This is a genomic window from Streptomyces sp. NPDC001401, from assembly GCF_042895385.1.
Classification (GTDB): Bacteria; Actinomycetota; Actinomycetes; order Streptomycetales; family Streptomycetaceae; genus Streptomyces.
This window is the reverse complement of sequence record NZ_JBIAWI010000005.1, coordinates 137,110-162,426: the sequence shown is the minus strand read 5'-3', so window position 1 is coordinate 162,426 and position 25,317 is coordinate 137,110. Positions and strand designations below refer to the sequence as shown.

The 25,317-nt window shown below is 68.9% G+C and carries 24 protein-coding genes and 1 tRNA gene; 10 read left to right on the top strand and 15 right to left on the bottom strand.

Going from position 1 to position 25,317, the window contains the following annotated elements; translation table 11 throughout:
• Positions 1 to 130 precede the first annotated feature (130 nt).
• The 4 genes from galT to ACFY10_RS19145 all read left to right on the top strand — a co-directional run bounded on the left by galT (position 131) and on the right by ACFY10_RS19145 (position 4,668).
• Positions 131 to 1,189, top strand: coding sequence for a galactose-1-phosphate uridylyltransferase (galT, locus tag ACFY10_RS19160; RefSeq protein WP_390666318.1), 1,059 nt, complete (start codon positions 131 to 133; stop codon positions 1,187 to 1,189).
• Positions 1,189 to 2,163 (top strand): UDP-glucose 4-epimerase GalE, encoded by a 975-nt coding sequence (gene galE, locus ACFY10_RS19155; RefSeq protein WP_390666317.1) that lies wholly within the window; start codon positions 1,189 to 1,191, stop codon positions 2,161 to 2,163. Before galT ends, galE begins: the two co-directional genes overlap by 1 nt.
• The gene (gene galK, locus ACFY10_RS19150; RefSeq protein ID WP_390666316.1) at positions 2,163 to 3,317 is read left to right on the top strand and encodes a galactokinase; all 1,155 of its coding nucleotides are present in this window, start codon (positions 2,163 to 2,165) and stop codon (positions 3,315 to 3,317) included. The genes galE and galK overlap by 1 nt, the downstream gene beginning before the upstream one ends.
• Before the next feature lie 277 nt (positions 3,318 to 3,594).
• Positions 3,595 to 4,668, top strand: a complete 1,074-nt coding sequence (locus ACFY10_RS19145; protein ID WP_390666315.1) for a sugar ABC transporter substrate-binding protein — start codon at positions 3,595 to 3,597, stop codon at positions 4,666 to 4,668.
• A 62-nt stretch (positions 4,669 to 4,730) separates the two neighbouring features.
• Here ACFY10_RS19145 and ACFY10_RS19140 read toward each other — a convergent pair whose 3' ends face one another.
• Positions 4,731 to 5,186: a GNAT family N-acetyltransferase gene (locus ACFY10_RS19140; RefSeq protein WP_390666736.1), complete on the bottom strand. Its 456-nt coding sequence runs from the start codon at positions 5,184 to 5,186 to the stop codon at positions 4,731 to 4,733.
• 228 nt (positions 5,187 to 5,414) lie between these two features.
• Between ACFY10_RS19140 and ACFY10_RS19135 the strand changes: the two genes are divergently transcribed.
• Positions 5,415 to 6,245, top strand: coding sequence for a LuxR C-terminal-related transcriptional regulator (locus ACFY10_RS19135; RefSeq protein ID WP_390666314.1), 831 nt, complete (start codon positions 5,415 to 5,417; stop codon positions 6,243 to 6,245).
• Here ACFY10_RS19135 and tamR read toward each other — a convergent pair.
• Positions 6,204 to 6,701: a MarR family transcriptional regulator TamR gene (gene tamR / locus ACFY10_RS19130; protein ID WP_030941878.1), complete on the bottom strand. Its 498-nt coding sequence runs from the start codon at positions 6,699 to 6,701 to the stop codon at positions 6,204 to 6,206. The two genes, ACFY10_RS19135 and tamR, sit on opposite strands and share 42 nt — an antisense overlap.
• Positions 6,702 to 6,789: 88 nt before the next feature.
• Here tamR and ACFY10_RS19125 point away from each other — a divergent pair, with 88 nt between their 5' ends.
• On the top strand, positions 6,790 to 7,608 hold the full coding sequence (locus ACFY10_RS19125) for a trans-aconitate 2-methyltransferase (protein WP_390666313.1): 819 nt from the start codon (positions 6,790 to 6,792) through the stop codon (positions 7,606 to 7,608).
• Positions 7,605 to 7,973, top strand: a complete 369-nt coding sequence (locus ACFY10_RS19120) for a VOC family protein (protein ID WP_390666312.1) — start codon at positions 7,605 to 7,607, stop codon at positions 7,971 to 7,973. The genes ACFY10_RS19125 and ACFY10_RS19120 overlap by 4 nt, the downstream gene beginning before the upstream one ends.
• On the opposite strand, the gene ACFY10_RS19115 is transcribed toward ACFY10_RS19120, so the two are convergent.
• Genes ACFY10_RS19115 through ACFY10_RS19105 form a run of 3 tightly spaced genes read right to left on the bottom strand, consistent with a single transcriptional unit; the run spans position 7,913 to position 10,079 of the window.
• Complete coding sequence (locus ACFY10_RS19115) at positions 7,913 to 8,392, bottom strand: hypothetical protein (RefSeq protein WP_390666311.1); 480 nt, start codon at positions 8,390 to 8,392, stop codon at positions 7,913 to 7,915. The genes ACFY10_RS19120 and ACFY10_RS19115 overlap by 61 nt on opposite strands.
• Before the next feature lie 2 nt (positions 8,393 to 8,394).
• Complete coding sequence (locus ACFY10_RS19110; protein WP_390666310.1) at positions 8,395 to 9,072, bottom strand: TetR family transcriptional regulator; 678 nt, start codon at positions 9,070 to 9,072, stop codon at positions 8,395 to 8,397.
• On the bottom strand, positions 9,069 to 10,079 hold the full coding sequence (locus tag ACFY10_RS19105) for an acyl-CoA desaturase (protein WP_390666309.1): 1,011 nt from the start codon (positions 10,077 to 10,079) through the stop codon (positions 9,069 to 9,071). Before ACFY10_RS19105 ends, ACFY10_RS19110 begins: the two co-directional genes overlap by 4 nt.
• 312 nt (positions 10,080 to 10,391) lie before the next feature.
• On the opposite strand from ACFY10_RS19105, the gene ppc reads away from it, so the two are divergent.
• Positions 10,392 to 13,124: a phosphoenolpyruvate carboxylase gene (ppc, locus tag ACFY10_RS19100; RefSeq protein WP_390666308.1), complete on the top strand. Its 2,733-nt coding sequence runs from the start codon at positions 10,392 to 10,394 to the stop codon at positions 13,122 to 13,124.
• Between the two features lie 69 nt (positions 13,125 to 13,193).
• Here the strand turns inward: ppc and ACFY10_RS19095 are convergent, their stop codons facing one another.
• The 8 genes from ACFY10_RS19095 to ACFY10_RS19060 form a co-directional block, all read right to left on the bottom strand.
• On the bottom strand, positions 13,194 to 13,868 hold the full coding sequence (locus tag ACFY10_RS19095; RefSeq protein ID WP_390666307.1) for an LPXTG cell wall anchor domain-containing protein: 675 nt from the start codon (positions 13,866 to 13,868) through the stop codon (positions 13,194 to 13,196).
• 156 nt (positions 13,869 to 14,024) lie between these two features.
• Entirely contained in the window at positions 14,025 to 14,540 is a 516-nt protein-coding gene (locus ACFY10_RS19090; protein WP_390666306.1) for a hypothetical protein, read from the bottom strand.
• Between the two features lie 52 nt (positions 14,541 to 14,592).
• The gene (gene pth, locus ACFY10_RS19085; RefSeq protein WP_390666305.1) at positions 14,593 to 15,195 is read right to left on the bottom strand and encodes an aminoacyl-tRNA hydrolase; all 603 of its coding nucleotides are present in this window, start codon (positions 15,193 to 15,195) and stop codon (positions 14,593 to 14,595) included.
• A 77-nt stretch (positions 15,196 to 15,272) separates the two neighbouring features.
• The gene (locus ACFY10_RS19080; protein ID WP_390666304.1) at positions 15,273 to 15,872 is read right to left on the bottom strand and encodes a 50S ribosomal protein L25/general stress protein Ctc; all 600 of its coding nucleotides are present in this window, start codon (positions 15,870 to 15,872) and stop codon (positions 15,273 to 15,275) included.
• Between the two features lie 212 nt (positions 15,873 to 16,084).
• On the bottom strand, positions 16,085 to 17,065 hold the full coding sequence (locus ACFY10_RS19075) for a ribose-phosphate diphosphokinase (protein WP_390666303.1): 981 nt from the start codon (positions 17,063 to 17,065) through the stop codon (positions 16,085 to 16,087).
• Positions 17,066 to 17,140: 75 nt separating this feature from the next.
• Positions 17,141 to 18,589: a bifunctional UDP-N-acetylglucosamine diphosphorylase/glucosamine-1-phosphate N-acetyltransferase GlmU gene (gene glmU / locus ACFY10_RS19070; protein ID WP_390666302.1), complete on the bottom strand. Its 1,449-nt coding sequence runs from the start codon at positions 18,587 to 18,589 to the stop codon at positions 17,141 to 17,143.
• Between the two features lie 122 nt (positions 18,590 to 18,711).
• Positions 18,712 to 18,787: transfer RNA gene (locus tag ACFY10_RS19065), tRNA-Gln, on the bottom strand.
• A gap of 14 nt (positions 18,788 to 18,801) precedes the next feature.
• Positions 18,802 to 19,662, bottom strand: coding sequence for a hypothetical protein (locus ACFY10_RS19060; RefSeq protein ID WP_390666735.1), 861 nt, complete (start codon positions 19,660 to 19,662; stop codon positions 18,802 to 18,804).
• Positions 19,663 to 19,829: 167 nt separating this feature from the next.
• Here ACFY10_RS19060 and ACFY10_RS19055 point away from each other — a divergent pair, with 167 nt between their 5' ends.
• Positions 19,830 to 21,134, top strand: coding sequence for a sensor histidine kinase (locus ACFY10_RS19055; RefSeq protein WP_390666301.1), 1,305 nt, complete (start codon positions 19,830 to 19,832; stop codon positions 21,132 to 21,134).
• 102 nt (positions 21,135 to 21,236) lie between these two features.
• On the opposite strand, the gene ACFY10_RS19050 is transcribed toward ACFY10_RS19055, so the two are convergent.
• Positions 21,237 to 21,731: an SUKH-3 domain-containing protein gene (locus ACFY10_RS19050; RefSeq protein ID WP_390666734.1), complete on the bottom strand. Its 495-nt coding sequence runs from the start codon at positions 21,729 to 21,731 to the stop codon at positions 21,237 to 21,239.
• Positions 21,732 to 21,794: 63 nt separating this feature from the next.
• Positions 21,795 to 22,331 (bottom strand): YwqJ-related putative deaminase, encoded by a 537-nt coding sequence (locus tag ACFY10_RS19045; protein WP_390666300.1) that lies wholly within the window; start codon positions 22,329 to 22,331, stop codon positions 21,795 to 21,797.
• Between the two features lie 334 nt (positions 22,332 to 22,665).
• On the opposite strand from ACFY10_RS19045, the gene ACFY10_RS19040 reads away from it, so the two are divergent.
• Positions 22,666 to 23,664, top strand: coding sequence for an SMI1/KNR4 family protein (locus tag ACFY10_RS19040; protein WP_390666733.1), 999 nt, complete (start codon positions 22,666 to 22,668; stop codon positions 23,662 to 23,664).
• Positions 23,665 to 25,317 lie beyond the last annotated feature (1,653 nt).

Below are 25,317 nucleotides of genomic sequence, written 5' to 3'. Positions count from 1 at the left end.
CGTGCGCCACACACGCCTTGTCACGTCACATGACCGTCTGTTCTCGGCCGCCAGACCATTGACGTCGCTGTTGCCTTGTGGTTTGTTATGTTGAGTTATGTTGAGGGTTGCTTGGGTGAGGAGCCGTGGCGTGAAGAAGACCTCGACCTCGTTGGCCGACGGTCGCGAGCTCATCTACTACGACCTGCGTGACGACACCGTGCGCGACGCGGTGGACAAGCGCCCGCTGGAGCGGACCGTCACGACCTCCGAGATCCGCCGCGACCCGCTGCTCGGCGACGCGATCGCCGTCGCCTCGCACCGCCAGGGCCGCACCTATCACCCGCCGGCCGACGAGTGCCCGCTGTGCCCCTCCCGGGACGGCCGCCTGAGCGAGATCCCGGACTCCTCGTACGACGTGGTCGTCTTCGAGAACCGCTTCCCCTCCCTGGCCGGCGACTCGGGCCGCTGCGAGGTCGTCTGCTTCACCTCCGACCACAACGCGTCCTTCGCCGACCTCACCGAGGAGCAGGCTGCCCTGGTCCTGGAGGCATGGACGGACCGCACCTCCGAGCTGTCGCATCTCCCTGCCGTGGAGCAGGTGTTCTGCTTCGAGAACCGGGGCGCGGAGATCGGCGTGACGCTCGGACATCCGCACGGCCAGATCTACGCCTACCCGTTCACCACCCCGCGCACCGCGCTGATGCTGCGCTCCCTCGCAGCTCACAAGGAGGCGACGGGCGGTGGGAACCTCTTCGACGCCGTCCTGGAGAGCGAGCTCGCCGGTGAGCGGGTCGTCCTCGAGAGTGAACACTGGCTGGCGTTCGTGCCGTACGCCGCGCACTGGCCGTACGAGGTCCACCTGTACCCGAAGCGCCGCGTGCCCGACCTGCTCGGGCTGGACGAGGAGGCGCGCACAGAGTTCCCCCAGGTCTATCTGGAACTCTTGAGGCGCTTCGACCGGATCTTCGGCGAAGGTGAACCGCCCACGCCCTACATCGCGGCCTGGCACCAGGCCCCGTTCGGCGCGCTGGAGGAGTTCGAGGGCGTCAACCGTGACGACTTCGCGCTCCACCTCGAGCTTTTCACCATCCGCCGAACCTCCGGCAAGCTGAAGTTCCTCGCGGGTTCCGAGTCCGGCATGAGTGTGTTCATCAACGACGTGCCGCCGGAGCGCGCGGCCGAGCGACTGCGAGAGGTAGCGAGTTGATGAGCGGTAAGTACCTGGTCACCGGTGGCGCGGGCTACGTGGGCAGCGTGGTCGCCCAGCATCTGCTGGAGGCGGGCCACGAGGTCGTCGTGCTCGACAATCTCTCCACGGGCTTCAGGGAGGGCGTCCCGGCCGGTGCGACGTTCATCGAGGGCGACATCCGCGACGCCGCCAAATGGCTGGACTCCTCCTTCGAGGGTGTCCTGCACTTCGCCGCGTTCTCGCAGGTCGGCGAGTCGGTCGTGAAGCCCGAGAAGTACTGGGACAACAACGTCGCGGGCACGATGGCGCTGCTCGGCGCGATGCGCGAGGCGGGCGTCCGCAAGCTGGTCTTCTCCTCCACGGCCGCCACGTACGGCGAGCCCAAGGAGGTCCCGATCGTCGAGTCGGCCCCCACCTCGCCGACCAACCCGTACGGCGCCTCGAAGCTCGCCGTCGACCACATGATCACGGGCGAGGCGGCGGCGCACGGCCTGGGCGCGGTCTCGCTGCGCTACTTCAACGTGGCGGGCGCGTACGGCCAGCAGGGCGAGCGCCACGACCCCGAGTCGCACCTGATCCCGCTGGTGCTGCAGGTCGCGCAGGGCAGGCGGGACGCGATCTCGGTCTTCGGCGACGACTACCCGACGCCGGACGGCACCTGCATCCGCGACTACATCCACGTCGCGGACCTCGCCGACGCCCACCTGCTCGCGCTGAAGGCCGCCACCCCCGGCGAGCACCTCATCTGCAACCTGGGCAACGGCGAGGGCTTCTCGGTCCGCCAGGTCATCGAGACGGTCCGGCAGGTCACCGGGCACCCGATCCCCGAGGTCGTGGCCCCGCGCCGCGGTGGCGACCCGGCGGTCCTGGTGGCGTCGGCCGCCACGGCCCGCGAGAAGCTGGGCTGGAACCCGTCCCGCGCGGACCTCGCGGGGATCGTCGCGGACGCGTGGGAGTTCGCGCAGCACATCAGCACAGCTAGGGAGAAGTAGTGGGCGCAGAGCAGGTGCGGGCCGGTTTCGAGGAGCTGTACGGAACCGCCTCCGAGGGTGTCTGGGCAGCGCCGGGCCGCGTCAACCTCATCGGTGAGCACACCGACTACAACGACGGCTTCGTGATGCCCTTCGCGCTGCCGCACACCGCGGTCGCGGCCGTCTCACGGCGCGCGGACGGCGTGCTGCGCCTGCACTCGGCGGACGTCGAGGGCGGCGTCGTGGAACTGCGAGTGGACGACCTGGCCCCGGAGTCGGACCGGAACTGGACGGCGTACCCGTCCGGTGTCGTCTGGGCGCTGCGCGAGGCCGGCCACCCGGTGACCGGCGCCGACATCCACCTCGCCTCGACGGTTCCGGCGGGCGCGGGCCTGTCGTCGTCGGCGGCGCTGGAGGTCGTGGTCGCCCTGGCACTCAACGACCTGTACGAACTCGGCCTGAAGGGCTGGCAGCTGGCCCGTCTGTGCCAGCGCGCCGAGAACGTCTACGTCGGCGCCCCGGTCGGCATCATGGACCAGACGGCATCGGCGTGCTGCGAGGAGGGCCACGCGCTCTTCCTCGACACCCGCGACCTCTCGCAGAAGCAGATCCCCTTCGACCTGGCCGCCGAGGGCATGCGCCTGCTGGTGGTGGACACCCAGGTCAAGCACTCGCACAGCGAGGGCGAGTACGGCAAGCGGCGTGCGGGCTGCGAGCGGGGCGCGGCGCTGCTGGGCGTCGACGCGCTGCGGGACGTGCCGTATGCCGGACTCGATTCCGCACTGGAACGGTTGGGCGACGACGAGGAGGCGGTCCGCCTGGTCCGCCACATCGTCACGGAGGACGAGCGGGTGGAGAAGGTCGTCTCCCTGCTGGAGTCGGGCGACACCCGCGCGATCGGCCCCGTGCTGATCGCCGGCCACGCCTCCCTGCGCGACGACTTCCGCATCTCCTGCCCGGAGCTGGACCTGGTCGTCGACACGGCCCTGGCCGCCGGCGCCCTGGGCGCCCGGATGACCGGCGGCGGCTTCGGCGGCTCGGCGATCGTCCTGGCGGAGGCGGCCGACGTGGACACGATCACCAAGGCGGTCGAGGAGGCCTTCGCAACGGCGGAGTTCACGGCTCCGCGGGTGTTCGAGGCGGTGCCGTCGGCGGGGGCGCGGCGGGTGGGCTGAGGGACACGGCGTGACGCGCGCGGCGGAAGCTTCTCTGCCGCGCCCGTCACCGATCACTGCCGACACGGACCGCACCGGCACCAGTGCCGACCCCACCCTGCATCGTTGACCGCTCATAGCCGTCCCGGCGGCCTAGGGTGGAAAACGGAGGCAACAGCATGGGCGCGTCGGAGTATGCCGGGCTGACGGCAGCAGTGACCGGTGGCGCATGCACGCACCACGGATCCGGCCCCGCGTCCGACCTCCCGCACGAAACCGTCCGCCAGGGGAACCAGCCGTGAAGACCCGACACCTCAGACATCCCGGCCTCGGCGCCGTCACCGCCCTCGCCGTTACAGCGCTCAGCGCCTGCGGTGGCTCCGGTGCCGACTCGGGGGGCCACACGGACGACGCCCCGGTGGTGGGCGTCGACTACCCCCGCTCCGACACCGATTTCTGGAACGCGTACATCAAGTACACCCCGGGGTTCGCCAAGGAGCTCGGCCTGGAGCTGAAGACCACCCACTCGCGGAACGACGTCGCCAAACTCGCCGCCAATGTGCAGACCTTCATCATCCAGGGAGTGAAGGGTGTCGCGATGGCCCCGCAGGACACTGCCGTGATCGCGCCCACCCTCCGGGAGCTGGCCGCGCAGAAGATCCCCGTGGTCACCCTGGACACCCGTCCCGACACCGGCGACGTCTACATGGTGGTGCGCGCCGACAACCGCGCGTACGGAGAGAAAGCATGCCGGTTCCTCGGCACCAAGCTCGGCGGCGAGGGCAAGGTCGTCATGCTCGAGGGCGACCTTGCCTCGATCAATGGCCGGGACCGCACCGAGGGGTTCAACGCGTGCATGAAGGAGAACTATCCGAGGATCAAGGTCTTCGGGGAGGCGACCAACTGGGACGGGGCGGTCGCGGCGCAGAAGCTGCAGACGGATCTCACCGCCCACCCTGACATCAAGGGCGTCTACATGCAGGCCAGCGTCGCGCTCTCCGGCACCCTGCAGGTGCTCAAGCAGCAGCGTCTGCTGGTCGGCCCGAAGGACAAGAGGCATGTGTTCGTGGTCTCCAACGACGGCATCCCCAGGGAGCTGAAGGGCATCGCCGAGGGGAAGATCGACGCCACGGTCTCCCAGCCCGCCGACCTCTACGCCAAGTACGCCCTCTACTACCTGAAGGCGGCGATCGAGGGCAGGACGTTCAAGCCCGGCAGGACGGACCACGACAGCACGATCGTCCAAGTCCGCGACGGTGTGCTGGAAGACGAGCTGTCCGCACCGCTGGTGACCGCGGACGGCGGGACCTACGGCGGGGTTCCCAGTCTCAAGACCGACGACACGTCCCTGTGGGGCAACAACCTCGGCTGAGCGGAAGCGGCCTCGACCGCCGAAGGGCCGTCGACGATCGACACCAAAGGAGCCGAGACCGCTCACCCCAGCCGCTTCACCAGCGTGTACTCCGTGACCCCCGGCGGATAGTCGGGGATCACGCACACCACCTCGTACCCCCGCTTCTTGTAGAACCCCGGCGCCTGGAAGTCCCACGTCTCCAGCCGGGCCGACCTGCAGCCCCGCTCGGCCCGCGCGATTCCTTCCGCCTCCGCCAGCAGCCGTGAACCCAGCCCCGCCCCCCGCCACCGCTCGTCCACCCACAGGTACGTCACGTGCAGCCAGGTCGTCCAGGTGTGGCCCACCAGGCCTGCGGCCAGCTCGTCGTGGTCGTCCAACACCCAGACATGGAGCGGAAGTTCACGCTCCGCCGGGGTGTTGCGCAGGGCGCGCAGGACGGGGGAGGCCCTCGTGTTGGTGTCGCGCAGCCGGGAACGGAGAAGATCGCGCCGGGCCCTGTCGACTTCTGTCTCAAGACGAAACATGCGGCTCACGATAAACGCGCCGGCCAGCCAGTTCTGCAAATTACCTTCCGCTCCTGGCCCCCGGCCGTACCCTGATGAACAGCACCGGTGGGGGCCGGTGCCGATCAGGGGGCGAGACAGTCGGGTACGACGCCCGAAGTGGGGGTAGCAGTTTCCGCACGGCGGCGGCCGTGCGGTGTGCCGTTCCAGTCCTGGGTTTCAAAGGCGACCCGGGGCGCTTCGGGCGCCGTACCTGCGCCCATGCCGTCTCCCGACGATGCTGTATCCCCTGCTCTTCGAGAGCTTGGGGAAGGGGGTTTCGTGGTATTCCGCATTCGAGTCCTGGTCGTGGACGACCATCGCATCTTCGCCGAGTCGCTCGCCGCTGCGCTTGCGGCCGAGCCCGACGTCGACGTCTCCGCGGCCGGCAGCGGTCCCGCCGCGCTGCGCAGCCTGGAGCGTGCGGCAGCCGAGGGGCGCCGGTTCGACGTGCTGCTCGTCGACTCCGACCTGGGCGGCAATGTGCCGGGCGTACGGCCGGCCGTGCCCGTTCAGGAGGGCAATGAGGACGGGCTCGTCGACGGGATCTCGCTGGTCGCCGGGGTGCGCACCGCGCAGCCCGGCGTACGGATCGTCGTGCTCGCCGAGAAGGACGATCCGCGGCGCGCCGCACTCGCCCTGCAGGCCGGGGCCTCCGGCTGGGTGGCCAAGGACTGCTCGCTGTCCCGGCTGCTCAATGTCATACGGGGAGTCCTGCGCGACGAGACACATCTGCCGCCCGCCCTGCTCACGGGCGTCCTCAGGGAGCTGACCGCCGCGCGCAAGCACCGCACCGAGAGCGAGCGGCTGGTGGAGTCCCTCACGCCGAGGGAGCGGGAAGTGCTGCGGTGCATGGTCGCCGGGCTGGGGCGCAAGGCCGTCGCCGAGCGCCTGTTCCTGTCCCCGCACACCGTCCGCACCCATATGCAGAACGTCCTGGGCAAGCTGGGGGTCCACTCGACCCTCGCCGCCGTCGCGCTCGCGCGCCGCGCCGGGGTCGGACCCGTCGACCTAGCCGGGGATGTTGTCGAACGGGGCGGTCAGCTGGCGTAGCAGCCCCGCGAGTTCACCGCGCTGGGCACGCGAGAGCTCGGCGAGGATCGCCCGCTCCTGGTCGAGCAGTCCGGCCAGGGCCTGGTCCGCGCGGTCCCGGCCCTCGTCCGTCAGCCGCACCAGCACACCGCGGCGGTCGCTCGGGTCGGGCAGCCGCTCCACCAGGCCCTTCTTCGCCAGCCGGTCGATGCGGTTCGTCATCGTGCCCGAGGTGACCAGGGTCTGCGTCAGCAGCTGCCCCGGCGAGAGCTGATACGGCGTTCCCGCGCGCCTCAGCGCCGTCAGCACGTCGAACTCCCAGGGCTCCAGGCTGTGCTCGGCGAAGGCCAGCCGGCGGGCCCGGTCCAGATGCCGGGCCAGTCTGCTGACCCGGCTGAGCACCTCGAGCGGTTCCACGTCGAGGTCCGGACGCTCCCGGCGCCATGCTGCGACCAGTCGATCGACCTCGTCCTCCATGACGATCAGTGTAGTGGTTGTGTCGATGTGAAGTCTCTTGACATCAAGTCTCTTGACATCGAGATAAGTGGTTGGGGAAGGTGGAGACATGAACACCCCCACCTGGGACCCCACCCAGTACCTCCGCCACGCCGGCCACCGCGCCCGCCCCTTCACCGACCTCCTCGCCCGCATCCCGGCCCTGCCCGAGGACCCGCCCCGCATCGCCGACCTCGGCTGCGGCCCCGGAAACGTCACCGTCCTCCTCGCCGACCGCTGGCCCGCCGCGCACATCACCGGCTACGACAACTCGCCCGAGATGCTGGACAAGGCCCACGTCGACCACGCCGGCCCCACCCCCGGCGGCGGCCGCCTCGACTTCGCCCCCGCCGACGCACGGACCTGGGCGCCCGCACAGCCGTACGACCTGATCGTCAGCAACGCCACCCTGCAGTGGGTCCCCGGGCACGCGGAGCGTTTCGGGGAGTGGATCGCGGGCCTGAAGCCCGGCGGCACCTTCGCCTTCCAGGTCCCCGGCAACTTCGGCGCCCCCAGCCACCAGCTCATGCGCGAACTCGCCCACTCCGCCCGCTGGAAGGACCGCCTCGCCGACACCCTCCGCCACGACGACGCCGTGCTCACTCCGGAGACCTACCTGGAGAAGCTGACCGCCCTCGGCTGCGAGGCGGACGTGTGGGAGACGACGTACGTCCATCTCCTGACCGGCGAGGATCCCGTGCTCGACTGGGTGAAGGGGACCGGCCTGCGACCCATCCTCACCGCCCTCGCCGACGAACCGGCGGCCCGGGAGGACTTCGTGGACGAGTACCGGGCGGCCCTGCGGGAGGCCTATCCGGCCGGTGCGCACGGAACGGCCTTCCCGTTCCGCCGTATCTTCGCGGTCGCCCGCAAGGAGAGCCGCCAGTGATCACCGCCCTCGACCACGTCCAGCTCGCCGCACCGGCCGGCTCCGAGGACCTCCTGCGGGCGTACTACGTCGACGTCCTCGGCATGACGGAGGTCCCGAAACCGCCGGTGCTCGCGGCGCGGGGAGGGTGCTGGTTCCAGGCCGGGGGCGTGCAGCTGCACCTGGGGATCGAGACGGACTTCCGGCCCGCGAAGAAGGCGCACCCGGGGCTGCAGGTCACGGGCATCGAGGCATACGCCGAGCGGCTCGCGGCCAGTGGGGCGTCCGTCATCTGGGACGACGGCCTGCCGGGCCATCTGCGCTTCTACTCGCAGGACCCCGTCGGCAACAGGCTGGAGTTCCTCCAGCCCCTGAAACGCCGGTAGCGGGCCGCCGACCGCACTGCCGCCCGGCCGGACAGGGCCGCGGCCGCCATCGGGAACAGGGGCATGGACACCCACCAGACCCGCGACCAGACGTTCTCCTCGACGGGCACCCACCCGCCCCACGGCTCCTTGGCCACCTCCACACGCTGACCGGGGCGGGAGTCGTAGGTGATCGGTACGGTGCCGTGCGCCAGATAGGCGGTGCAGTCGTAGTGGGCGGCCCTGCCCCGGTAGGTCTTCTCCGCCGGCTCGTAGAAACAGACCTGCGCCTGCGTCTTCTGCGGATGCCCGATCAGCCCCAGCCTGGCGGCCGCGACCACATACCCGGCCACGGTGAGCAGGAGCAGCCCGATCGTGAGACCACCGAAGACCACGACACCGACCGCCTGCCTCCGGCCGGTGGGGAGGGTGTCGGTCACGGCTAGGCCTTCCGGCGCCCGATCAGGTGCGGCTTCGCCTCCAGGCCGTCCAGACCGTGCCACGCCAGGTTCACCAGATGCGCCGCGACCTCCGCCTTCTTCGGGCGGCGCACGTCCAGCCACCATTGGCCGGTCAGGGCGACCATGCCGACCAGGGCCTGGGCGTAGAGGGGGGCGAGCTTGGGGTCGAAGCCCCGGCTCTTGAACTCGCGGCCCAGGATGTCCTCCACCTGGGTGGCGATGTCCGAGATGAGCGACGCGAAGGAGCCCGTGGACTGCGGGATGGGGGAGTCACGGACCAGGATGCGGAAGCCGTCCGTGTTCTCCTCGATGTAGTCGAGAAGGGCGAAGGCCGCCTGTTCGCACAGTTCACGGGGGTGACCGGCCGTCAGGGAACTGGTCACCATGTCCAGCAGACGCCGCATCTCGCGGTCCACCACCACCGCGTACAGCCCCTCCTTGCCGCCGAAGTGCTCGTACACCACCGGCTTGGACACCCCGGCCTTCGCCGCGATCTCCTCCACCGACGTGCCCTCGAAGCCCTTGGCGGCAAACAGGGTGCGACCGATCTCGAGCAGCTGCTGACGGCGCTCGGCTCCCGTCATCCGGGTGCGCCGCGTACGACGCGGCTTCTCATTGCTCGGGGTGCTGCTGGAGTCGGTCGCCACGGCGTCAATCATGCCGCCTTCGCCGACTCCTTCCGGGGCTCGGAGCCGTCCTGGCCGGTGATACGGCGTGAATCGATACGCGAGCGTGACGGCCAGCGCACGTCGTACGCCCAGCCGAACGCCTCGAACCAGCGGATGAAGCGCGCCGACGAGTCCAGCTGCCACCGCTCCACACCGTGCCGCGCGGAGGTCGGATCGGCGTGGTGCAGGTTGTGCCAGGACTCGCCGCAGGACAGCACCGCGAGCCACCACACATTGCCCGAGCGGTCACGCGACTTGAAGGGCCGCTTGCCGACCGCGTGACAGATCGAGTTGATCGACCAGGTCACATGGTGCAGCAGAGCCACCCGAACGAGTGAGCCCCAGAAGAAGCCGGTGAACGCACCCCACCAGGACATCGTCGCCAGACCACCGATCAACGGCGGCAGAGCCAGCGACAGCGCCGTCCAGAACACGAACTGGCGGGAGATCGCACGGATCGCCGGGTCCTTGATCAGATCCGGCGCGTACTTCTCCTGCGGCGTCTGCTCCTCGTCGAACATCCAGGCGATGTGCGCCCACCACAGGCCCTTCATCAGCGCCGGAACCGTCTCCCCGAAACGCCACGGAGAGTGCGGATCGCCCTCCGCGTCCGAGAACTTGTGGTGCTTGCGGTGGTCCGCCACCCAGCGGACCAGAGGCCCCTCCACCGCCAGCGACCCCATGATCGCGAGAGCGATCCGCAGAGGACGCCTGGCCTTGAAGGAGCCGTGCGTGAAGTACCGGTGGAAACCGATCGTGATGCCGTGGCAGCCCAGGTAGTAGAAGAAGACCAGCATGCCCAGGTCCAGCCAGCTCACCCCCCACCCCCACGCCAGCGGCACCGCAGCGACCAGCGCGAGGAACGGGACGATGATGAAGAGCAGCAGCGTGATCTGCTCGATCGAGCGCTTCTGCTCCCCGCCCAGCGTGGCGGACGGAACGGACATGTCGCCGGTCTCCTTCGGGGCGTCTTCGATCACATCGGAGCTTGTGGTCATGGGCGTCCCCTGTGGGGTCGAGGGTTGAGAGTGAGATGCCGGGGTGGCCGTGGGAACCGTGCCCGCGTTCCGTTACAACGGTCCCTACGGTTCCGTAACCTACGGCGTCGTAAGTATGGCAGCGAGTCGCCCGGCGGCAAGAGCCCGAAATCATGCGCGTCCGCATGGACACCTATCCTGGAGTCGGTCGGACAGCGCGGTCCGCTCTGAACTTCTTCCCGGATGTCAGGGCCGTATGCGGCGCCCGCCGCGCGGCCCCAACCGCCGGGTTCCCCTCCCGGACGAGCTTCAACACTGCAAGGAGCCGCACCTGTGAGCAGTGCCGACGACCAGACCACAACGACGAGCAGCGAGCTGCGCGCCGACATCCGGCGGCTGGGAGACCTCCTCGGCGAGACCCTCGTCCGGCAGGAGGGCCCCGAGCTGCTGGAACTCGTCGAGAAGGTCCGCCGCCTCACCCGCGAGGACGGAGAGGCCGCCGCCGAACTACTGCGCGGCACCGAACTCGAGACCGCGGCCAAGCTGGTCCGCGCCTTCTCCACCTACTTCCACCTGGCCAACGTCACCGAACAGGTCCACCGAGGCCGCGAACTGCGCGAGCGCCGCGCCGCCGAGGGCGGCCTGCTGGCCCGTACCGCCGACCGGCTCAAGGACGCCGACCCCGAGCACCTGCGCCAGACCGTCCGCCACCTCAATGTTCGCCCGGTGTTCACGGCGCACCCGACGGAAGCCGCGCGCCGGTCGGTCCTCAACAAGCTCCGGCGCATCGCCGCACTCCTGGAAACCCCGGTCATCGAGGCCGACCGCCGCCGCTACGACACCCGTCTGGCCGAGAACATCGACCTCGTATGGCAGACCGACGAGCTCCGCGTCGTCCGCCCGGAGCCCGCCGACGAAGCCCGCAACGCCATCTACTACCTCGACGAGCTCCACGCCGGCGCCGTCGGCGACGTCCTCGAGGACCTCACCGCCGAACTGGAACGCGTCGGCGTCAAGCTCCCCGACGACACCCGCCCCCTCACCTTCGGCACCTGGATCGGCGGCGACCGCGACGGCAACCCGAACGTCACCCCCCAGGTCACCTGGGACGTCCTGATCCTCCAGCACGAACACGGCATCAACGACGCCCTGGACCTCATCGACGAACTCCGCGGCTTCCTGTCGAACTCCATCCGCTACACCGGCGCCACCGAAGAACTCCTCGCCTCCCTCCAGAGCGACCTGGAGCGCCTCCCCGAGATCAGCCCCCGCTACAAGCGCCTCAACGCCGAGGAGCCCTACCGCCTCAAGGCCACCTGCATCCGGCAGAAGCTGGAGAACACCAAGCAGCGCCTCGCCAAGGGCACCCCGCACGAGACGGGCCGCGACTACCTCGGCACCGCCGAACTGCTGACGGACCTCACCCTGATCCAGACCTCCCTCCGGGAGCACCGCGGCGGCCTCTTCGCCGACGGCCGCATGAACCGCACCATCCGCACACTCGCCGCCTTCGGCCTCCAGCTCGCCACCATGGACGTACGCGAACACGCCGACGCCCACCACCACGCCCTCGGCCAGCTCTTCGACCGCCTCGGCGAGGAATCCTGGCGGTACACCGACATGCCCCGCGAATACCGGGCCAAGCTCCTCGCCAAGGAACTCCGCTCCAGGAGGCCCCTCGCCCCCACCCCGGCACCCGTGGACGCACCCGGCGAGAAGACCCTCGGCGTGTTCGAGACCGTCAAGCGAGCCCTCGCAGTCTTCGGACCCGAGGTCATCGAGTCGTACATCATCTCGATGTGCCAGGGCGCCGACGACGTCTTCGCAGCCGCCGTACTCGCCCGCGAGGCCGGCCTCATCGACCTGCACGCCGGCTGGGCGAAGATCGGCATCGTCCCGCTCCTGGAGACCACCGACGAACTCAAGGCAGCCGACACGATCCTCGAGGACATGCTCTCCGACCCCTCCTACCGGCGTCTGGTGGCGCTGCGCGGAGACGTCCAGGAGGTCATGCTCGGGTACTCCGACTCCTCCAAGTTCGGCGGCATCACCACCAGCCAGTGGGAGATCCACCGCGCCCAGCGCCGCCTGCGCGACGTAGCCCACCGCTACGGCGTACGCCTCCGCCTCTTCCACGGCCGCGGCGGCACCGTCGGCCGCGGCGGCGGCCCCTCCCACGACGCGATCCTCGCCCAGCCCTGGGGCACCCTCGAAGGCGAGATCAAGGTCACCGAACAGGGCGAGGTCATCTCCGACAAGTACCTCGTGCCGTCCCTCGCCAGGGAAAACCTGGAACTGACGGTCGCGGCCACCCTGCAGGCCTCCGCCCTGCACACCGCACCCCGCCAGTCCGTCGAGGCACTCGCCCGCTGGGACGCCGCCATGGACGTCGTCAGCAACGCCGCCGAAGCCGCCTACCGCCGGCTCGTCGAAGACCCCGACCTGCCCGCGTACTTCTTCGCCTCGACCCCCGTCGACCAGCTCGCCGACCTGCACCTCGGCTCCCGGCCCTCACGCAGGCCCGACTCCGGCGCCGGCCTCGACGGACTGCGCGCCATCCCCTGGGTCTTCGGCTGGACCCAGTCCCGGCAGATCGTCCCCGGCTGGTTCGGCGTCGGCTCCGGCCTCAAGGCACTGCGCGAAGCCGGCCTGGACACCGTGCTCGACGAGATGCACGAACAGTGGCACTTCTTCCGCAACTTCATCTCCAACGTCGAGATGACCCTCGCCAAGACCGACCTGCGCATCGCCGCGCACTACGTCGACACCCTCGTCCCCGACGACCTCAAGCACGTCTTCGACACCATCAGGGCCGAACACGAACTCACCGTGCGCGAAGTGCTCAAGGTGACCGGGGAGAAGGAACTCCTCGACGCGACCCCGGTGTTGAAGCAGACCTTCACCATCCGCGACGCCTACCTGGACCCGATCTCCTACCTCCAGGTCACCCTCCTCAAGCGCCAGCGCGACGCCGCGGCCGCCGGCGAACAGCCCGACCCGATCCTCTCCCGCGCCCTGCTGCTCACGGTCAACGGCGTGGCAGCAGGCCTGCGCAACACCGGCTGACCCGCCCCACCCGCACATGAGGGTGCCCCCGGGCTCGTACGAAGCCCGGGGGCACCCTCATGCCGTACGTCAGGCCTTGCGACGGCGGACCACCAGGTAACCGCCCCCGGCGACCAGCGCGGCCGCCACACCGGAGAGCAGACCCACAGGAGCACCGTTACCGGTCTCGGCGAGATCATCACCCGAACCACCCTGCGGCGACGCCGAAGCCGACGCAGACCCCGACGAAGGCGCGGACGACGACGAAGACCCGGGCGACGAGGAAGACGGAGACGGAGACGCAGACGAGGACGCCGACGGAGAAGGCGTCGTACCACCGCCGCCGCCCTGCGAGTCCTTGCAGTCCGTCCAGAACACCTTGTGCTTGGCGGCGCCCTTCTCACCGTCGAAGTTCCAGAACAGCTTGTAGTGCCCGTCGGGCAGCGACAGATCCTCCGTACGGCCATGACCGTCGGAATCCAGCGTGATCGCGCCGGTCTTCACGGTCTCGCCCTTCGTGGCAGCCGTCGGAGCCCAGGCCTCGATGTGCCAGTCGACCTGCTGGACCGCGTCGAAACCGAACGCATCCAGATAGAACGTGCAGACGTGCGGCTCGTTGCGCTTCAACTCCTCGCCGGTGGTGGCGTCATGGATCTTCACAGTCCCGTTGTCACCGGGAACCGTGGCGTGAGCGGCAACAGGCGCCGAGAACAACGCCGCCGCAGCGACGGCGGACAGGGCGCCGGCGCGGGTGAGGGTACGCATGGGGCAGTCCATCTTCGAGTTACGGACGGGAAGATGTGGAGGGGGCGGCTCAGCATCCAGCCACACCTGACTCAAGGTCAATCACGAACAGACAACACTCAGGCTTCTCCACAAGACGGAGAACCTTCTCCACAAGATGGAGAACGCGGAAACCTGTCAGATAGTCACGAAAGCCGCCGTCAGCAGCGCGATCCCCGACCCCGCCATCACCCACCCGGCCCGCGACCGCCCCAACCCCCCGGCCACCACCACCGAAGCCAGCAGCAACGCCCCGCCGAACGGAACCCACGCATAAAGGATCCCCGCCGGCCCCGACCGCACCACCTCATCGCTGCCGGGCTTCACCACCACCGTGTACGTCTGCCCCTTGCGCACCGCCACCGTCTTCTCGATGACCATCCGGTCCCGACCGGAAGAACCCTGCGAGATCGGCGTATAGCGCCCCGTACACGTGTCGTCCCCACACCGCGTCACCTCGATCGTGCCGCGCTCCCGCCCCTTCGTGAGCATCACATACGGAGCCGTCCGCCACGACGCCCACACCCCGGCGATCAGAATCAGCGCCGCGACCGTACCCATCGCCGCAAACCGCCCGAACCGCAACGCGGCGACCGAGGCCTGGCGCGAGACCTGACGGGAAGAGGTGGCAGTGGCAGGCATGGCCGGGATCATTGGCCATGCCCCCACGCCAGGTCAACTCCAGCAGACTCCGGCGGGCGACAAGTCAGGAGTTGTACGTGCTTTGCGCCCGCTCCAACCCCTCGATCACCAGACACTCCACCGCATCCGCCGCCCGGTCCACGAAGTAGTCCAGCTCCTTGCGCTCCGTCGAGGAGAAATCCTTCAACACGAAGTCCGCCACCTGCATCCGCCCCGGAGGCCGCCCGATCCCGAACCGCACCCGGTGATACTCCGCCCCCATCGCCTTCGTCATCGACTTCAGCCCGTTGTGCCCGTTGTCGCCCCCACCGAGCTTCAGACGCAGAATGCCGTAATCGATGTCCAACTCGTCATGCACCGCCACAACATTCGCCAACGGCACCTTGTAGAAGTCCCGCAGAGCATTGACCGGCCCACCCGACAGATTCATGTACGACATCGGCTTCGCCAGAATCACCCGCCGGTTCGCCGGCCCCGGCGGCCCGATCCGCCCCTCCACGACCTGCGCCTGCGCCTTGCCCGCCCGCTTGAACCTCCCCCCGATCCGCTCAGCCAGCAGATCAGCCACCATGAACCCGACATTGTGCCGGTTCATGGCGTACTCGGAACCCGGATTCCCGAGGCCCACAACAAGCCAGGGCCCACTGACGGGGCTGGTCACGTCCATATCTCCTTGATACGCGCCAGCCGCTGCCCCCCAAGGGAACAGCGGCTGAACAAACCGTCGAAACCGGTCTACGAGGATCAGGCCTCGGCGACAGCCTCTTCGCCCGCGGCCTCGCCGCCCTCAGCGGCCTCCTCCGCCTGCGCGGCCAGAACCTGCAGCACGACAGCGTCCTCCTCGACGGCCAGCGTGGTGCCGTTCGGCAGCGTGATGTCCTTCGCGAGGATCGAGGCACCGGCCTCCAGACCCTCGATGGACACCGTGACCGACTCGGGGATGTGCGTGGCCTCGGCCTCGACCGGCAGCGCGTTCAGAACGTGCTCAAGCAGGTTGCCACCCGCAGCCAGCTCGCCCTCGGTGTGCACCGGGATCTCGACCGTGACCTTCTCGCCGCGCTTCACCAGCAGCAGGTCGACGTGCTCCAGGTAGCCCTTGATCGGGTCACGCTGCACCGACTTCGGGATCGCCAGCTCGTTCGCCTTGCCGTCGATGTCCAGAGAGATCAGGACGTTCGGCGTACGCAGAGCAAGAAGCAGGTCGTGACCCGGAAGAGTCAGGTGCAGCGGGTCCGAACCGTGACCGTACAGAACACCGGGAACCTTGCTGTCACGACGGATACGACGGGCAGCACCCTTACCGAACTCGGTACGGGACTCAGCGGAGATCTTGACCTCGGACATGATCACTCCTCGTAGAAAACAGAAACGGACGTGGTCACCCGGCCACGAACGGCCTGCTACGAAGAGCGCGTCGATAACGGACCGCCGTACCCCTGAACCCTTCGGAACGGGAACGGCCTCCCTCGCCGAGCAACTGAAGCAGTCTACTCGGAGAGGGAGGCCACACCCAAAAGGATCTTCGACAGGCTCGGCAGAGCCCGAGTGAGGAACCCTTACTGCTCGTCGAACAGGCTCGTCACCGAACCGTCCTCGAACACCTCACGCACCGCACTCGCAATCGTCGGCGCAATCGACAGCACCGTGATCTTGTCCAGATCCCCGCCCAGCTCACCCGGCGTCGGCAGCGTGTTCGTGAAGATGAACTCACTCACCCGGGAGTTCTTCAACCGGTCCGCCGCCGGACCCGACAGCACACCGTGCGTCGCCGTCACGATGACATCCTCCGCACCGTGCGCGAACAGCGCGTCCGCGGCGGCGCAGATGGTGCCACCCGTGTCGATCATGTCGTCGACCAGGACACAGACCCGACCCTTGACCTCACCCACGACCTCATGGACAGTCACCTGGTTCGCGACGTCCTTGTCACGACGCTTGTGCACAATGGCGAGAGGAGCACCGAGCCGGTCGCACCAGCGGTCAGCCACCCGCACACGCCCGGCGTCAGGCGAGACCACCGTCAGCTTGTCACGGTCGACCTTCTGACCCACATAGTCCGCAAGAAGCGGCAGCGCGAAGAGATGATCGACCGGACCGTCGAAGAAACCCTGAATCTGATCCGTGTGCAGATCCACGGTCAGAATCCGGTCCGCACCCGCCGTCTTCATCAGATCCGCCACCAGACGCGCCGAAATCGGCTCACGACCACGGTGCTTCTTGTCCTGCCGCGCGTAACCGTAGAACGGCACGATCACCGTGATCGAACGCGCCGACGCACGCTTCAGCGCATCGATCATGATCAACTGCTCCATGATCCACTGATTGATCGGAGCCGTGTGGCTCTGAATCACAAAGCAGTCCGCACCACGCGCCGACTCCTGATAACGAACGTAGATCTCACCGTTCGCAAAGTCGAAGGCCTTCGTCGGGACAACCCCGACCCCCAGCTGCTGGGCGACCTCCTCGGCAAGCTCGGGGTGGGCGCGGCCGGAGAAGAACATCATCTTCTTCTCGCCGGTCGTCTTGATCCCGGTCACAGCTGTCTCCTCAGAGGTGTCTCAACTGGGTGTGCACTTATCACGGTACGCCGTCTTCGACGCACCCGTTTCCGGTCAGTCTTCGCTCTCGACCTGCCGAGACGCCGCCTCCGCCGCCTTCGCAGCCGCGCTCCCCGGACGCTTACGAGCCACCCAACCCTCGATATTCCGCTGCTGACCACGGGCCACAGCCAGCGAACCGGGCGGCACATCCTTCGTGATCACAGACCCCGCAGCGGTGTACGAGCCGTCCCCAACCGTGACGGGAGCCACAAACATATTGTCCGAACCCGTCCGGCAATGCGACCCCACGGTCGTGTGGTGCTTCTCCTGACCGTCGTAGTTCACGAACACGCTCGCAGCACCGATGTTGGTGTACTCACCGATCGTCGCGTCACCGACATAGGAGAGATGAGGAATCTTGGTCCCCTCACCGATCACAGCATTCTTCGTCTCGACGTAGGTACCGATCTTGCCCTTCGCGCCGAGGCTGGTGCCCGGACGGAGGTACGCGAACGGGCCCACCTTCGCCTGCGGCCCGACATGAGCACCGTCCGCCACCGTGTTGTCGACACGCGCACCCGCGTCCACGCGGGTGTCGGTGAGCCGACTGTTGGGGCCGACCTCCGCACCCTCGCCGACGTGCGTGGAACCGTGCAGCTGCGTGCCGGGGTGGACCACCGCGTCCTGCTCGAAGGTGACCGTGACGTCGATCCAAGTGGTCGCCGGATCGATGACGGTGACACCGGCGAGCATGGCGCTCGTCAGCAACCGGTCGTTCAGGATGCGGCGGGCCTCGCTCAGCTGCACACGGTTGTTGATGCCGGCGATCTCACGGTGATCGGCCGCAACAGACGCGCCCACACGGTGACCGGCCTCACGCAGGATGCCGAGCACGTCGGTCAGATACTCCTCGCCCTGACTGTTGTCCGTACGGACCTTCTTCAGAGCGTCGAAGAGCAACTGACCGTCGAACGCGAACACCCCGGAGTTGATCTCACGGATCGCACGCTGCTCCTCGGACGCGTCCTTGTGCTCGACGATCTCGGTGACGGCGCCGGTGGCCTGGTCGCGGATGATCCGCCCGTAACCGGTCGCGTCCGGAACCTCGGCGGTCAGGACCGTGACGGCGTTGGAGTCGCCGGAGTGCGTCGCCGCGAGCTGCCGCAGCGTCTCGCCGGCGAGCAGCGGAGTGTCTCCGCACACGACCACGACGGTGCCGTCGACACTGCCGCCGAGCGACTCCAGCGCGATCCGTACGGCGTGACCCGTGCCGTTCTGCTCGGCCTGCACGGTGGTGCGTACGGCGGGGTCGATCTCGGCGAGATGCGCGGTGACCTTCTCGCGCGCGTGCCCGACCACGACGACGAGGTTCTCGGGCTCCAACTCACGAGCGGCGGCGAGCACATGACCCACGAGGCTGCGTCCGCAGATCTCGTGCAGGACCTTGGGTGTGGTCGACTTCATACGGGTGCCCTCACCCGCTGCGAGAACGACTACGGCTGCCGGGCGAATGGCGCTCACGGGGTTGCCCTTCGGCTGTGGAGTGGGTGGGGACATCCGCAGGATACCGGGGCGTTTCGTGGGGGACATGGGAGCGGGCCCTGACGGTGCTGTCAGGGCCCGAACTCAGGTCTTGGGTGTTGTGGCTCCCCCGCAAGGATTCGAACCTTGTCCTACTAGATCCAAAATCTAGTGTGCTGCCAGTTACACCACGGGGGACAGCGCTTCAGACCTTACCGGAGACGTGACTGCGCTTGGGCCACGATTCCGTTCCACCAGCCCTCGATGCGGTTGTACAGGTCAGCGCTTCTTGCCACCCCGATGACCAGGCAACCGTGGTAGTCGTCGCCGGTGTTCTTCCGGACGGTCTTCGGGTTGTGCTTCTTGAGCGTCGGCTTGGCGAAGACTGAAGCGTCGACCTCGGCGATCTCTGCCCAGAATCGGTGCGCAGCGTCGATGTCGGCGGACTCGTGGATGAGCACGCGGAAGCGTAGGCGTTCACGGCTCACGTCGAGTAGGTCCAGCCAGGCGAGGTAGGTCTGGATCACGCCCGGGTCGCTGTTCACGAAGATGGCGCGCTCTCGGCGGTCGTAGGGCTTGCTCTTCGATCCTTCGGCCCAGTACAGCGCGACCCCCGCCATGAAGAGTTCGCGGTCCGTCAGCTCGCCGATTTCCCTGTGGGCTCCGAGCTTGGTCTTCTTGCGCTCTTCGTTGTCTGCTGCTCGTCGCCTCGCCAGCCCTTCCTGCATGAGGGCCCGCTGTTCCTCCGGTGTATATCGAGGCTTGGGCCTTGGCAGATCCCGAACCCAGAGCGAGACCGAGCTCCTGGAGCACCCCAGCTCTGCCTCGATCTGGTCGTACGTCCAGCCCTGTAGTCGCAACTCCCGTGCCCTCTCGCGCAGATCGTCCTTGGCGTTCGGGCGCTTGGTCCACTCCGGCGGCGGCTCCCCCTTCACCAGCTGGTTGAGGATGTCGTTGTTGAAGACCTTCAGCTCGTCCCGGATCTGCCGAAGGCTGTAGCCCTGCCGCCGCAGCGCGACCGCCCGCTCCCGGAGCTCATCGAAGTCGGCGTATTTGCCATGTGGATGTGCCATGGGCATACCGTCCGGGCGGAATGCGTCCTTCCGGGGTCGAACGGTGAGCGATTCAGCAGTTCGAGGGATATCGGTCGGTTTCGCTTACGTTCGGTTACGGAGTGTGGTGTAGGCCAGTCACGGAAACTCGCCGGAAAACGGGGTGCGGACGCCCGTAGGCTGGAGGCATGACCACGACGGGGGAAGTGCGCGCGGCGGCCCGGGGAGGGCCGTGGTGGTGGACTAGGTGGCGCAGTGCGGCGCTGGACGTGAGCTTGGCTTTTGTGTCCGCGGTGGAGTGTGCGTTCGAGGGGGTCCGGTTCGCGCGGGACGCGGGGATTCCGGTGGCCGCGGGGGTTGTTTTCGGGGTGTTGGCGGGGTCGGCGCTGCTGGTGAGGCGGCAGTGGCCGATTGCTGTTGTGCTGGTGTCGATTGCGATTACCCCGGCCCAGATGGGCTATCTGATGGGGATCGTCGGTCTGTACACGCTCGCGGCTTCGGAGTTGCCGCGGAGGATCATCGGTTCGCTGGCGGGGATGTCGCTGGTGGGCATGTTGATCGTGATGTTCGTGCGGGTGCGGCAGGACATGGCGCGGGGGACTTGGGATCTCGGGGACTGGTTTGTTCCGTTCGCGGCGATCACTACCGCGATCGGGATGACTGCGCCGCCTTTGCTGCTGGGTTTGTATGTGGGGGCTCGGCGTCGGCTGATGGAGAGTCTGCGGGAGCGTGCGGACAGTCTTGAGCGGGAGTTGCAGCTTCTTGCGGAGCGGGCGGAGGAGCGGGCCGAGTGGGCGCGGAATGAGGAGCGGACTCGGATTGCGCGGGAGATGCATGACGTGGTGGCGCATCGCGTCAGCCTGATGGTTGTGCATGCTGCCGCTCTGCAGGCTGTTGCCCGTAAGGATCCCGAGAAGGCTGTGAGGAATGCCGCGCTCGTGGGGGATATGGGGCGGCAGGCGTTGACCGAGTTGCGGGAGATGCTCGGGGTGCTGAGGAGTGGGGACGGGGTGCGGCGGGGTGAGCAGGCTGTGCCTCTTGCGGCGGTGGGGGTTGCTGCTGCGGTGGCGGCTTCGAAGGCCGCGGACGAGGGTGAGGGGCCCTGTCTGGAGGAGTTGGAGGAACTCGTCGGGCAGTCGGCGGCTGCGGGGATGGTGGTGGATCTGTCCGTGGAGGGGGACGTGCGGTCGTATGCCGCTGAGATCGAGCAGACCACTTATCGCGTCGTCCAGGAGGCGTTGACGAACGTGCACAAGCATGCGGCGGGGGCGAAGACGCATGTGCGGCTTGCGCATCGGGTGTCGGAGATCGCGATGCAGGTGGAGAACGAGCCGCCGCCGGAGGTGCCTTCGGCGGTGTCGGCGCGGTTGCCGTCCGGGGGGAACGGGCTGGTGGGGATGAAGGAGCGGGTCGCCGCGCTGGGCGGGGTGTTTGTGTCGGGGCCGACGGATGCGGGGGGTTTCCGGGTGTCGGCGGTGATTCCGGCGGCGTAAGGCCTCGTGGTGCCTTGTGGTGCCTTGTGGTGCCTTGTGGTGCCTCGTAGTGCCTCGTGGTGCCTTGTGGTGCCTCGTGATGCCTCGTGATGTCTGTGTGGTTCAGCCGGCTGTGAGGCGTACGGGTTCTATGCCTGCGACGAGGGCGGCGAGGGCCTGGTCGATGTCGGGGCCGAGGTACCAGTCGCCTGTGTGATCGAGGGCGTAGATGCGGCCTTCGGCGTCGACGGCGAGGAGTGAGCGGGTGTCGGTTTCGGTGCCGAGGGGGCTGACTTCGGTGTCGAGGGCGCGGCCGAGGTCGGCGAGGGTGCGGGCCATGTGGAGGCCGTGCAGGGGGTCGAGGTGGAGGGCTGCGGGGGCGACTTGGCGGCCGGGTCCGGTGGGTGTGATGTGGAGGCCGCCGAATTCGGCCCAGGCTTCGACGGCGGCGGGGAAGACGGCGTGGCGGTGGCCTGCGGGTGAGGCGTGGTCGCGGAGGGCGTCGGCCCAGATCTCGGCCTGTTTTATGTCCCAGCGTCCGGGTTGCCAGCCGGCGGCGCGCAGGGCGGCGTCGACGGGTACGGGGAAGCGCGTGGTCGAGGTGCGGTCGGGGTGCATCTGCCCTTCGATCGTCGAGGTCATGGGTCGGCGCGGGGCCGTTGTGCTTGTTGCTGGTGGGGGTTAGCCGTCTGCTGCTGCGGGGTCGACGATGCGGACGCCGAAGTGGTCGCTGAGGGCGGTGCAGGCGCGGCAGGGGGTGGCGAAGCTGCCGTGCAGGGGGTCGCCGTCTTCGCGGATGCGGCGGGCGGTGAGTTTGGCCTGTTTGAGGGCTTTGCGGGCTTCGCCGTTGGTCATGGGTTTGCGGGCGGCGCGTTTGCTGCGGGCGGCGTCCGCGGTGGCTATGTGGCGGGAGATGAGGATGGTTTCGGCGCAGCGGCCGGTGAAGCGGTCGCGTTGGGTGCTGGTGAGGGTGTCGAGGAAGTCCTGGACGAGTGGGTGCAGGGGTGGGGGCTGGTCGCCGCGGGCGGCGGTGCCGGTGAGGGTGGCGCCGCGGACGGAGAGGGCGGCGGCGACGGTGGGGAGTATGCCGTCGCGGCGGTGCTGGAGGGCGGGTGCGTGCGGGGTTTCGGTGGCGCTCCAGCCGATGCGGGGGTCGCCGGACGGCCCTGTGTGCGGTGCCGTGTGTGGTCCCGTCTGCGTCGCGTTCATGATCGTCATCCCCTCCCGAGCCTCCCCCGGACGTCACAGAGTGCCAAATGCCGTGGCTGGTGCGGAAGCTGGGGCGGTGCGACACGCCCGGGTTTGGGCGGGCTGTCACGGCGGGGTGACGGCTGGTCACGGAAGCGGAGGGCGGCTGACCGGTGCCCGGTGACCGGTGCGGTCGTACCGCATAGGCTGTCGGCACCGCGTTTTGTGCGGGCGGCGCGTGGTGACACGCGCGGTGACGGTCGAGACGGAAGTCGAGACGGACGAGACAGTCGATACGGGGCGTGGCGGGCGGTTTGGGCCGGTCGTTGCGGGTCGTACCAGAGTGCCGCAGGGGGCAACCGCCATGACGACAGGTCGGCTCGGGCAGCAAGCCGCGCCGCCGAACGCGGCCTATGCCGGGCAGGTCGTGCATTTCCCGGATCCGGTTCGGGCGGCACGTCACCCGAGAGGGGTACGGGTTGACGAGCGTGGGTACCCCGATTTCTCGGCCTACGCGCGTGCTGCTGCGGAGATTGCGGAGCCGCCGGAGGGTTTCGGTGTCGACGAGTTGCGGCTGACGGACTATGTGTCGGCGAATGCGGCGTTGTCGGCGACGGGTCATGAGTTGTGGGACACGGTGCCGGCGGTGGCGACGCCGCATGGGTGGACGTGGCATCACGTGGTGGGTTCGCGGCGGCTGGAGTTGGTGCCGGTCGACGTGAAGGCGTTGCTGCGGCATCACGGTGGGATCGCGACGGCGGCGGTGGACCAGAACAAGCGGGGTACGCGGCCGCTTCAGGAGACGCGGCCGGCGCACATCGGGTTGCCGAAGTCGGGTGTGGCGGTGACGGAGTCGCAGGTGCAGGGGGTCGAGGAGGATCTCGGGTATCGGCTGCCGGGTGCGTACCGTTCGTTCTTGAAGGCGGCGGGTGGGTGTGCGCCTGTGGGTGCGGCGCTGGATGCCGAGTTGGGGCTGTTGATCGACCAGCCGTTCTTCACGGTGCGGGACGAGGCGGCGGTCAATGATCTGGTCTACGTCAACAAGTGTCTGCGTGACCATCTGACCAAGGATTACTTGGGTGTTGGGTTTGTGCAGGGCGGGTTGCTGGCGGTGAAGGTGAAGGGCGAGCGGCTCGGTTCGGTGTGGTTCTGTGCGTACGACGACGCTCGGGATGTGGATCCTTCGTGGGCGCCGGCGGACCGGGTGGAGCGGTTGCTGCTGCCGTGCGGTGAGGACTTCGACGCGTTTCTGTCCCGACTGGCGGGCAATCCGCCGGAGTTGGAGACGGTGGCGAATCTGATGGTGGACGGCGGTTTCGCGCGTCCCGTGCCTGTCTCTTCCGTCTCTTCCGTGGGGGAGTGAGCGTTGCGATGGTGACCTTCGCGCAGGCGCAGGAGCGCGCCGAGGAGTGGATCAACGGGGATGTGCCGTCGTATCAGCATCGTGAGGTGCGGGTGCGGGAGTTCGGGCTGGGGTTCGTGGTGTGGGCCGAGGACCGGGCGGACGGGCCGCGTTCGGACGGGGGTCTGCAGCGGCTGGTGATCGCCCGGGACAGCGGTGAGGCGACGCTGTGGCCGTCGTTGCCGGTGGGTGAGGTTATTCGCCGGTACGAGGAGGAGTACGGCCGCCCGGACGAGGCTGCGGAGCCGGTGCCGGCGGCTTCGGCTCGGGTGGATCTGAATCAGACGTCGTTCTTGCTGAGTCCGCCGGAGTGGTTGCAGGAGGCGGCGGACAAGTTGGGGATGGCGGATCGGCGGGCCGGTGCGGGCGCCGGTGCGGCTGCGGCTGGTTCGTCGGGTGACGGTTCGGGGTGGCCGGAGGCCGGGGCGAGTGGTGGCGCGGGTGCGCCGGGTGCGCCCGTCGGGGCGACTGCCTGGGCCGGGACCGACACCAACGGTGGTGGCGAGGACCTTTCCGTACCGCTGCCCGCGACCGTGTTCGCGCCGCCGCTGGGCGACGCGGGCGAGGAGACGCCGCCGGATGCCGAGACGGCGCTGATGGCGGGCGGCAGCAGGCTTCCGCGGACGGCGGTGGAGCCGGCGGTCGATGAGCCGGGGGCTCAGGGTGGTACGCCTTCGCCGCCTTCGGCGTACGGGTATCCGCAGGGTCCCGGCCCGGTGCCGGGTGGCACGCCTCCGCCTTCGACGTATGGATATCCGCAGGGCGCCGAGGGCACGCCGCCGCCTGCTCCTTCGTCGTACGGCTATCCGCAGGGTCCGGGTGCCACGCCTCCGCCTGTGCCGCCCGCGCCTTCCTACGGCTATCCCCCGGCGCCCGGCGGTGCGCCGGGTGCCCCGCCGCGGCCGCTCGCGCCGAACGCCGGGGACATTGCCGACGCCGCGACGAGCAAGGCGGCTCCTGCGCCGCGTCGGGGTCCGACCACGCCGCCTCCGCCGAGCGCTCCCGGGACGCCGGGTGCGCGGCCGGGGAGCGCACCTCCGCCTCCGCCCGGGGCCGGTGCGGGCGGATACGTTCCGACTCAGCTCGTGTCGGCGCTCGGTCCCGACGGCCCTGAGGGCGCTGCCGGGCCGGGGGCTCCGCAGCCGCCGTCGGCTCCGGGAAGTGCACCGCATCCGCCCGGCGCTCCGCATCCGCCGGGCGCCCCCAACCCGCCCGGTGCGCCCAACGCGCCCGGCGGTATGCCTCCGGGCGGTGTCCACCAAGCCGCCACGATGCTTGCCGACCCCGCTCGGATGGGCCCGGGGGCGCCGCAGCCCCCGGGTCCCCCCGGTGTTCCGGGGGCACCGGGTGCGCAGGCATTTCCCGGCGCCCCGGGAGCCCCGGGAGCCCCGGGCATGCCTGCCCCGCCCCAGCCTCCTGCCGCTTCGGGGGTGCCTGGTGCGCCAGGCGTTCCGCAGCAGACCGGTGCCCCCGGTGCTCCGGGTGGTCCTGGGGTTCCGCAGCCTCCGGTCGGCCCGGGTGCTCCTGGTGTCCCGCAGCCTCCGGTCGGCCCGGGTGCTCCTGGGGTTCCGCAGCCTCCGGGTGCTCCGGTCGGCCCGGGTGGTCCTGGGGTTG

Coding starts and splice junctions, on each gene's coding strand:
- galE (WP_390666317.1), top strand. CDS start 1,189: ATGAGCGGTAAGTACCTGGTCACCGGTGGCGCGGGCTACGTGGGCAGC.
- ACFY10_RS19135 (WP_390666314.1), top strand. CDS start 5,415: ATGCCGTCTCCCGACGATGCTGTATCCCCTGCTCTTCGAGAGCTTGGG.
- tamR (WP_030941878.1), bottom strand. CDS start 6,701: ATGGAGGACGAGGTCGATCGACTGGTCGCAGCATGGCGCCGGGAGCGT.
- ACFY10_RS19125 (WP_390666313.1), top strand. CDS start 6,790: ATGAACACCCCCACCTGGGACCCCACCCAGTACCTCCGCCACGCCGGC.
- ACFY10_RS19110 (WP_390666310.1), bottom strand. CDS start 9,072: ATGATTGACGCCGTGGCGACCGACTCCAGCAGCACCCCGAGCAATGAG.
- ACFY10_RS19105 (WP_390666309.1), bottom strand. CDS start 10,079: ATGACCACAAGCTCCGATGTGATCGAAGACGCCCCGAAGGAGACCGGC.
- ACFY10_RS19095 (WP_390666307.1), bottom strand. CDS start 13,868: ATGCGTACCCTCACCCGCGCCGGCGCCCTGTCCGCCGTCGCTGCGGCG.
- ACFY10_RS19090 (WP_390666306.1), bottom strand. CDS start 14,540: ATGATCCCGGCCATGCCTGCCACTGCCACCTCTTCCCGTCAGGTCTCG.
- pth (WP_390666305.1), bottom strand. CDS start 15,195: ATGGACGTGACCAGCCCCGTCAGTGGGCCCTGGCTTGTTGTGGGCCTC.
- ACFY10_RS19080 (WP_390666304.1), bottom strand. CDS start 15,872: ATGTCCGAGGTCAAGATCTCCGCTGAGTCCCGTACCGAGTTCGGTAAG.
- ACFY10_RS19060 (WP_390666735.1), bottom strand. CDS start 19,662: ATGGCACATCCACATGGCAAATACGCCGACTTCGATGAGCTCCGGGAG.
- ACFY10_RS19055 (WP_390666301.1), top strand. CDS start 19,830: ATGACCACGACGGGGGAAGTGCGCGCGGCGGCCCGGGGAGGGCCGTGG.
- ACFY10_RS19050 (WP_390666734.1), bottom strand. CDS start 21,731: ATGCACCCCGACCGCACCTCGACCACGCGCTTCCCCGTACCCGTCGAC.
- ACFY10_RS19045 (WP_390666300.1), bottom strand. CDS start 22,331: ATGACGATCATGAACGCGACGCAGACGGGACCACACACGGCACCGCAC.
- ACFY10_RS19040 (WP_390666733.1), top strand. CDS start 22,666: ATGACGACAGGTCGGCTCGGGCAGCAAGCCGCGCCGCCGAACGCGGCC.